Source organism: Kitasatospora sp. NPDC059160, from assembly GCF_042755465.1.
Lineage (GTDB): Bacteria > Actinomycetota > Actinomycetes > Streptomycetales > Streptomycetaceae > Kitasatospora.
In genome coordinates, this window is the sequence record NZ_JBHZCN010000072.1 from 42,920 (window position 1) to 49,574 (window position 6,655).

5 protein-coding genes are annotated in these 6,655 nt (G+C 71.0%); 4 read left to right on the forward strand and 1 reads right to left on the reverse strand.

All coding sequences use genetic code 11. The features are described 5' to 3' along the window. The first annotated feature begins 324 nt into the window (after nt 1-324). The 4 genes from ACFXOZ_RS27875 to ACFXOZ_RS27890 all read left to right on the forward strand — a co-directional run bounded on the left by ACFXOZ_RS27875 (nt 325) and on the right by ACFXOZ_RS27890 (nt 6,249). The gene (locus ACFXOZ_RS27875) at nt 325-1,626 is read left to right on the forward strand and encodes a PTS transporter subunit EIIC (protein ID WP_380522536.1); all 1,302 of its coding nucleotides are present in this window, start codon (nt 325-327) and stop codon (nt 1,624-1,626) included. 606 nt (nt 1,627-2,232) lie between these two features. Continuing rightward, nucleotides 2,233-3,492: a PTS transporter subunit EIIC gene (locus ACFXOZ_RS27880; protein WP_380522535.1), complete on the forward strand. Its 1,260-nt coding sequence runs from the start codon at nt 2,233-2,235 to the stop codon at nt 3,490-3,492. 418 nt (nt 3,493-3,910) lie between these two features. Continuing rightward, nucleotides 3,911-4,966, forward strand: a complete 1,056-nt coding sequence (locus ACFXOZ_RS27885) for an LLM class flavin-dependent oxidoreductase (protein WP_380593154.1) — start codon at nt 3,911-3,913, stop codon at nt 4,964-4,966. Further along, a complete protein-coding gene (locus tag ACFXOZ_RS27890; RefSeq protein ID WP_380593155.1) occupies nt 4,963-6,249 on the forward strand; it encodes an LLM class flavin-dependent oxidoreductase in 1,287 nt (428 codons plus the stop codon). Before ACFXOZ_RS27885 ends, ACFXOZ_RS27890 begins: the two co-directional genes overlap by 4 nt. Here ACFXOZ_RS27890 and ACFXOZ_RS27895 read toward each other — a convergent pair. Next, nucleotides 6,246-6,655 (reverse strand): IS630 family transposase (locus ACFXOZ_RS27895; RefSeq protein ID WP_380593156.1); only part of this gene is annotated, 410 nt, incomplete at its 5' end. The two genes, ACFXOZ_RS27890 and ACFXOZ_RS27895, sit on opposite strands and share 4 nt — an antisense overlap.

Below are 6,655 nucleotides of genomic sequence, written 5' to 3' on the forward strand. Positions count from 1 at the left end.
GTCGGGTGGTGAGGTCCGTGCCGGTGGCTGACGCGGGTTCAGCTGGGGTCGCGCTGCCGGGCAGCGCGACCAGCATGACCCGAGCAGGTCCGGTCTGCCACGTTAGTCCACTTTTGGCCCATTCCGGCGCGCAGGCTCCGGGCCGCCACCCGAGGATGACGATCAGCGGGGCTCGCGTCCCGGCGTCCGGCCTGCGTCCCAAAGTGGTCTACACCAATATATGTGTACTCCGATGAACGCAGGAAGGACCCCGGGTGTTCCTGACCCCCGCCCGAGGGTCCCGCAGGGGCCCACCGGTCGGCAACCGCGCTCGGAGGGCGAAGGATGAGTTCGGCAGGCGCCACGGCCCCGCAGAACCTGTGGTGGCACACCTTCTACGGCGGCCTCCAGAAGATGGGCCGCTCCCTCCAGCTCCCGGTCGCGGTGCTGCCCGCGGCGGGCATCCTCAACCGGCTCGGCCAGCCGGACGTGTTCGGCAAGGACGGACTGGGCTGGAACAACGTCGCCAAGGTCTTCGCGGCGGCCGGCGGCGCACTGCTCGACTCCTCGCTCGGCCTGCCGCTGCTGTTCTGCATCGGCGTGGCGATCGGCATGGCCAAGAAGGCGGACGGTTCGACGGCGCTGGCGGCCGTGGTCGGCTTCCTCGTCTACTACAAGGTGCTGCACGCGTTCCCGGAGCACTGCAAGGCCGGGACGGTCCAGATCCCCGACGCGTGGACCGCCCAGTGCGTCGACTACGGCTCGGCCAAGGTGGCGGCCGCGACGTACCAGAACCCGGGGGTGCTGGGCGGCATCCTGATCGGCCTGATGTCGGCCTGGCTGTGGGTCCGGTTCCACCGCGTCAGACTGGTCGACTGGCTGGGCTTCTTCAACGGCCGCCGCCTCGTTCCGATGATCACCGCCGTGGTCGGCCTGGCCACCGCCTGCGTCGCCCTGTGGGTCTGGCCCCCGATCGGCCGCGGCCTCAACGACTTCTCGCAGAACCTCGCCGATCTCGGCGCGGGCGGCGCGGGCATCTTCGGCCTGTTCAACCGCGCGCTGCTGCTGATCGGTATGCACCAGCTGCTGAACACCTTCGTCTGGTTCCAGTTCGGCGAGTTCACGAAGGCCGACGGCAGCATCGTGCACGGCGACATCCCGCGTTTCCTCGCGGGGGACCCGACGGCGGGGCAGTTCCAGTCCGGATTCTTCCCGATCATGATGTTCGCGCTGCCCGCCGCGGCACTCGCGATCGCGCACTCGGCCAAGCCGCACCGCCGCAAGGAGATCTACGGCCTGATGCTCTCGGTCGGCCTGACCTCCTTCGTCACCGGCGTCACCGAGCCGATCGAGTACTCCTTCGCCTACATCGCCCCGGCCCTGTACGGCCTGCACGCGCTGCTGACCGGCGCCTCGATGGCGGTCACCTGGGGACTGGGGGTGCACGACGGCTTCAGCTTCTCGGCCGGCCTGATCGACTACGTGATCAACTGGGGGCTCGCCACCAAACCGTGGCTGATCATCGTCATCGGGCTCTGCTTCGCCGCGGTGTACTACGCGCTCTTCCGGTTCATCATCGTCAGATTCGATCTGAAAACACCGGGGCGCGAGGACGAGGACGAGGTCGAGGACGTCACCAAGGCCTGATTCCCCGACCGTACGGAACGAATTCCCGGAGAACCTCCGGCAAAGGCCCTCGGACCCACCGGCCCGGGGGCCTTCGGCATTTCACCGAAGGACGGAATTCCCTACCCGGGAGTCACCGAAAGGGTAATTCGGTCGCGATCCGGCCGGCCGGACGGCCGTCGGGACGGGTGCCGACAGCGGTCAGAACGGGTGCCGGCGGCGGTCGGGACGGGTGCCGACCGCCGTCGGAGGGCGCCCCACCGGGCACGTCCGCGACCCTCCGGTCACTCTCGGCAGCCGTCGCGCACGCCCGGGAGCGGCCGGATCGCCCGGACCCGGCCCCGACGGTGGCCGCCGGACCCGCCACGACCCGGGCGCCGCAAGGGCCCGGCGCTTTTTGTTGCGCAAATAGCCAAAATCACAATCGCGACTGAAATCATGATCAACGCTCCGGATCCAGGTTTCGATTTCATAGCGCTTCTCGACAACCCCGCTATCCGGGCTTCCCCGAGTTCTCCACCCGTGCTACAAAACTGGTCTACACCACGTGTGGTGTAGACCAGTTCGCGGTTCGGCCCCCGTGCCTTCCCCCCGACCGACCCGCCATGCCGTTAGGAACCCACCCCCATGAGTCAGTCTGCGCAGGCACCGGCGCCCGCCAAGGCTCCGGCGCCGATCAAGAAGTTCGGCAATGCCGTCCTCCCCGGTCTCCAGAAGGTCGGTCGCAGCCTCCAGCTGCCGATCGCCGTGCTGCCGGCGGCCGGTCTGCTGGCGCGTCTGGGCCAGCCCGACGTCCATGAGAAGTGGCACTTCCCCGCGAAGCTCGTCGAGGTCTTCGGCGCTGCGGGTACCGCCATCACCGGTGCGCTGCCGCTGCTGTTCTGTGTCGGCATCGCGATCGGCTACGCCAAGAAGGCGGACGGCTCCACGGCGCTGGCGGCGCTGGTCGGTTACCTCGTGTTCAAGAACGTGCTGACCGCCTTCCCGGCGGACGGCACCGTCACCGCCGCCCTCCCCGCGGGCAAGCCGCAGGACCCGGGCGTCCTCGGCGGCATCGTGGTCGGTCTGCTCGCGGCCATCCTGTGGCAGCGGTTCCACCGCACCAAGCTGGTCGACTGGCTGGGCTTCTTCAACGGCCGCCGCCTCGTCCCGATCATCATGGCCTTCGTCGGCACCGGCCTGGGCGTCCTGTTCGGCCTCGGCTGGCAGCCCGTCGGCGACGCGATCTCGCACGTCAACAACAGCCTGGTGGGTGCGGGCGCGGTCGGCGCCGGCATCTTCGGCCTGGTCAACCGCGCGCTGATCCCGATCGGCATGCACCAGTTCGTCAACACCTACGCCTGGTTCCAGACCGGTGACTTCACCAAGCCGGACGGCACCGTCGTGCACGGCGACATCAACCGCTTCCTGGCGGGCGACCCGACGGCCGGCCAGTTCCAGGCGGGCTTCTTCCCGATCATGATGTTCGCGCTGCCCGCCGCCGCCCTCGCGATCGCCCACTGCGCCCGCCCCGAGCGCCGCAAGGCCGTCATGGGCATGATGATCTCGATCGCGCTGACCAGCTTCGTCACCGGCGTGACCGAGCCGATCGAGTTCACCTTCCTCTTCATCGCCCCGGTCCTGTACGCGATCCACGCGGTGCTGACCGCCGTCTCGATGGCCGTCACCTGGGGCCTCGGCGTCCACCACGGATTCAGCTTCTCGGCCGGTCTGATCGACTACACGATCAACTTCAGCCTGGCCAAGAACCCGCTGCTGATCATCCCGATCGGCCTGGTCTTCGCGGCGATCTACTACTTCACGTTCCGCTTCGCGATCACCAAGTTCAACCTCAAGACCCCCGGTCGCGAGGACGACAGCGAGATCGAGGACGTGACCAAGGCCTGACGCCGGTCCCGCCCGTTCCGAAGGCCCCGCCCCACCGCCGCTCCCCCGGCGGCCGGGCGGGGCCTTCGGCGTTCCCGGGAGGTTCCACCGTGCGGAAACGGCGGTTGACGAACCGCCGGAGGCCCTGGTCAACTGAACCGGTGAACGCCTCGTGCCCGCTGGTGACCCGCAGCCACATCGACTTCGGTCGCGTGTGGTCGGCGGCGTGTCGCGGCTGAGCCGATCCTTCGCCCCGCCGCCGCCCGGCTGAGTCCCCGCCCGGCGCCGGCCGCCCTCCTCCCCCGCCCGTCGCGGGCCTCCGCCTGCCCACGGGCCGTCACCGCGCAACCGCGCCGCGCGTGACCGCACCCCCGCACCAGTACGGGGCCGCTGTCCATGCACGGCCGCGCACCTCCGCACGAGGAAAGCCAGGCTCGCCATGCCCCGCCAGTTGCACCTCTCCGCCGCCATCGACAGTCCCGGCCACTTCGACGCCGCCCACTACGCCGGCCTCGCCCTCCTCGCCGAGCGCGCCGGCCTGGACTTCGTCACCCTCGACGACTCCTTCGCCCCCGAGCCGCGCCGCCCCGACGCGCTCGCCACCCTCGCCCGGATCGCCCCGCTGACCTCGCGGATCGGCCTGGTCCCGACCGTCACCACCACCCACACCGAGCCCTTCCACACCTCCATCTCGCTCAACACCCTGGACTGGGTGAGCGCGGGCCGGGCCGGCTGGCTGGTCGGCGTCTCCGGCACCGAGGCCGAGACCAGGGCCTTCGGCCGCCGCCCGGTCGCCCCCGAGGACGAGCTGTGGGCCGAGGCAGCCGACGCCGCCGAGGTCGCCGCCCGGCTCTGGGACAGCTGGGAGGACGACGCGGAGATCCGCGACACCGCCACCGGCCGGTTCGTCGACCGCGACAAGCTGCACTACATCGACTTCGAGGGCCGCCACTTCTCGGTCCGCGGCCCCTCCATCACCCCGCGCCCGCCGCAGGGCCGCCCGGTGGTCGTGGTGCCGGTGTCCGCCGCCGACCTCGTCCCGGACGCCACCCCCGGCGGGCGGGCCCGGGTCGCCACCGCGATCCGGTACGCCGACGTCGTCGTCCTGGACGCCCCCGACCGGGCCGCCCGGCTGACCGCCGCCACCGAACTGCGGCTGCGCTCCGGCGAACAGCTGCGCATCCTCGCCCGGCTCGACGCCGCCCTGCCCGACCGGGCCGCCGAGCAGCGGCTGCTCGCCGAACTCAGCTCCACCGGCACCGGCGTGGACGGCTTCCACCTCGTCCCCGCCGAGCCCGCGCGCGACCTGGCCGCCCTCGCCGAGCGGACCGCCCCGGCCCTGCGCGCCACCGGGCTGCTGCGCGCCGGCCACTCCGGCCGCACCCTGCGCGACCACCTCGGACTGCCCCGCCCGGCCAGCCGCTACGCCGCCGCCGCGGCCGCGGCGAGCGTCCCCACCACCGACTCCCCCGCCCTCGCCGAGGTGACCCGATGACGGACCGTCCGCTCAAGCAGATCCACCTCGCCGCCCACTTCCCCGGCGTCAACAACACCACGGTGTGGAGCGACCCGGCCTCCGGCAGCCACATCGAGTTCGACTCCTTCCGCCACCTCGCGCAGACCGCCGAACGCGGCAAGTTCGACTTCTTCTTCCTCGCCGAGGGCCTGCGGCTGCGCGAGACCAACGGCCGCATCCACGACCTGGACGTGGTCGGCCGCCCCGAGTCGATCACCGTGCTGAACGCCCTGGCCGCCGTCACCGAACGGATCGGCCTGGCGGCCACGGTGAACGCCACCTTCAACGAGCCGTACGAACTCGCCCGCCGCTTCGCCTCCCTGGACCACCTCTCCGGCGGCCGGGCGGCCTGGAACGTGGTCACCTCCTCGGACGCCTTCACCGGGGAGAACTTCCGCCGCGGCGGCTACCTGGACCGGGCCGACCGCTACACCCGGGCCGCCGAATCCGTCGAACTGGCAAGGGAGTTCTGGGACACCGGGGCCGCCGGGGTGCGGCACTCCGGGCCGCAGTTCGAGGTCGAGGGCCGACTCTCCCTGCCCCGCCCGCCGCAGGGCCACCCGGTGGTCATCCAGGCCGGGGACTCCGACGAGGGCCGCGAGTTCGCCGCGTCCGCCGCCGACGTCATCTTCAGCCGCCACTCCACCCTCGCCGACGGCCAGGCCTTCCACCAGGACGTCAAACGGCGACTGGCCGCCTACGGCCGCAAGCCGGACGAGTTGAAGATCCTGCCCGCGGCCACCTTCGTCCTCGGCGACAGCGACGCCGACGCGGCCGAGCGCGCCGCCGAGGTCCGCCGGGCCCAGGTCGGGCCGCAGACCACGATCAACTACCTGGAGCAGGTCTGGGGCGTCGACCTGTCCGACCACGACCCGGACGGGCCGCTGCCGGACGTCGACCCCGACCCGGACAGCGCGCTGGTCCAGGGCCGGGTCCGGATCCCGGACCCGGTGGGCACCGCCGCACGCTGGCGGGCGCTGGCCGCGGAGAAGAACCTGACCAGCCGTGAACTGGTCATCGAGGTGACCGGCCGGCAGTCCTTCATCGGCTCCCCCGCCACCGTCGCCGGGCAGATCGACCACTTCGTGCAGAACGACGCGGCCGACGGATACATCCTCGTCCCGCACCTCACCCCGGGCGGCCTGGACGAGTTCGTCGACCGGGTCGTCCCGCTGCTCCAGGAACGCGGGGTGTTCCGCACCGACTACACCGGCCCGACCCTGCGCGACCACCTCGGCCTGCCGGTACCCGGCCGACGCTAGTGTCCTGAGTCTGGAATTCGCTTCAGATATCCGGCGAGGCGTTCGAGGATCTCGTCGGCGGTCTTGGTCCAGATGTAGGGCTGCGGGTCGGTGTTCCAGGTGGCGATCCAGTCGCGGATGTCGGCTTCGAGGGCCTGGACGGACTTGTGGACGCCTCGCCGTATCTGCTTGTTCGTCAGCTCGGCGAACCAGCGCTCGACCAGGTTGAGCCATGACGAGCCGGTCGGGGTGAAGTGCAGGTGGAACCGGGGATGCGCCACCAGCCAGGTCTTGATCGCCGGGGTCTTGTGGGTGGCGTAGTTGTCCAGTATCAGGTGAATGTCCAGGCCCTGGGGGACCTCCTTGTCCAGCCGGAGCAGGAACTTCTTGAACTCCTCGGCCCGGTGGCGGCGGTGGAGCGAGCCGA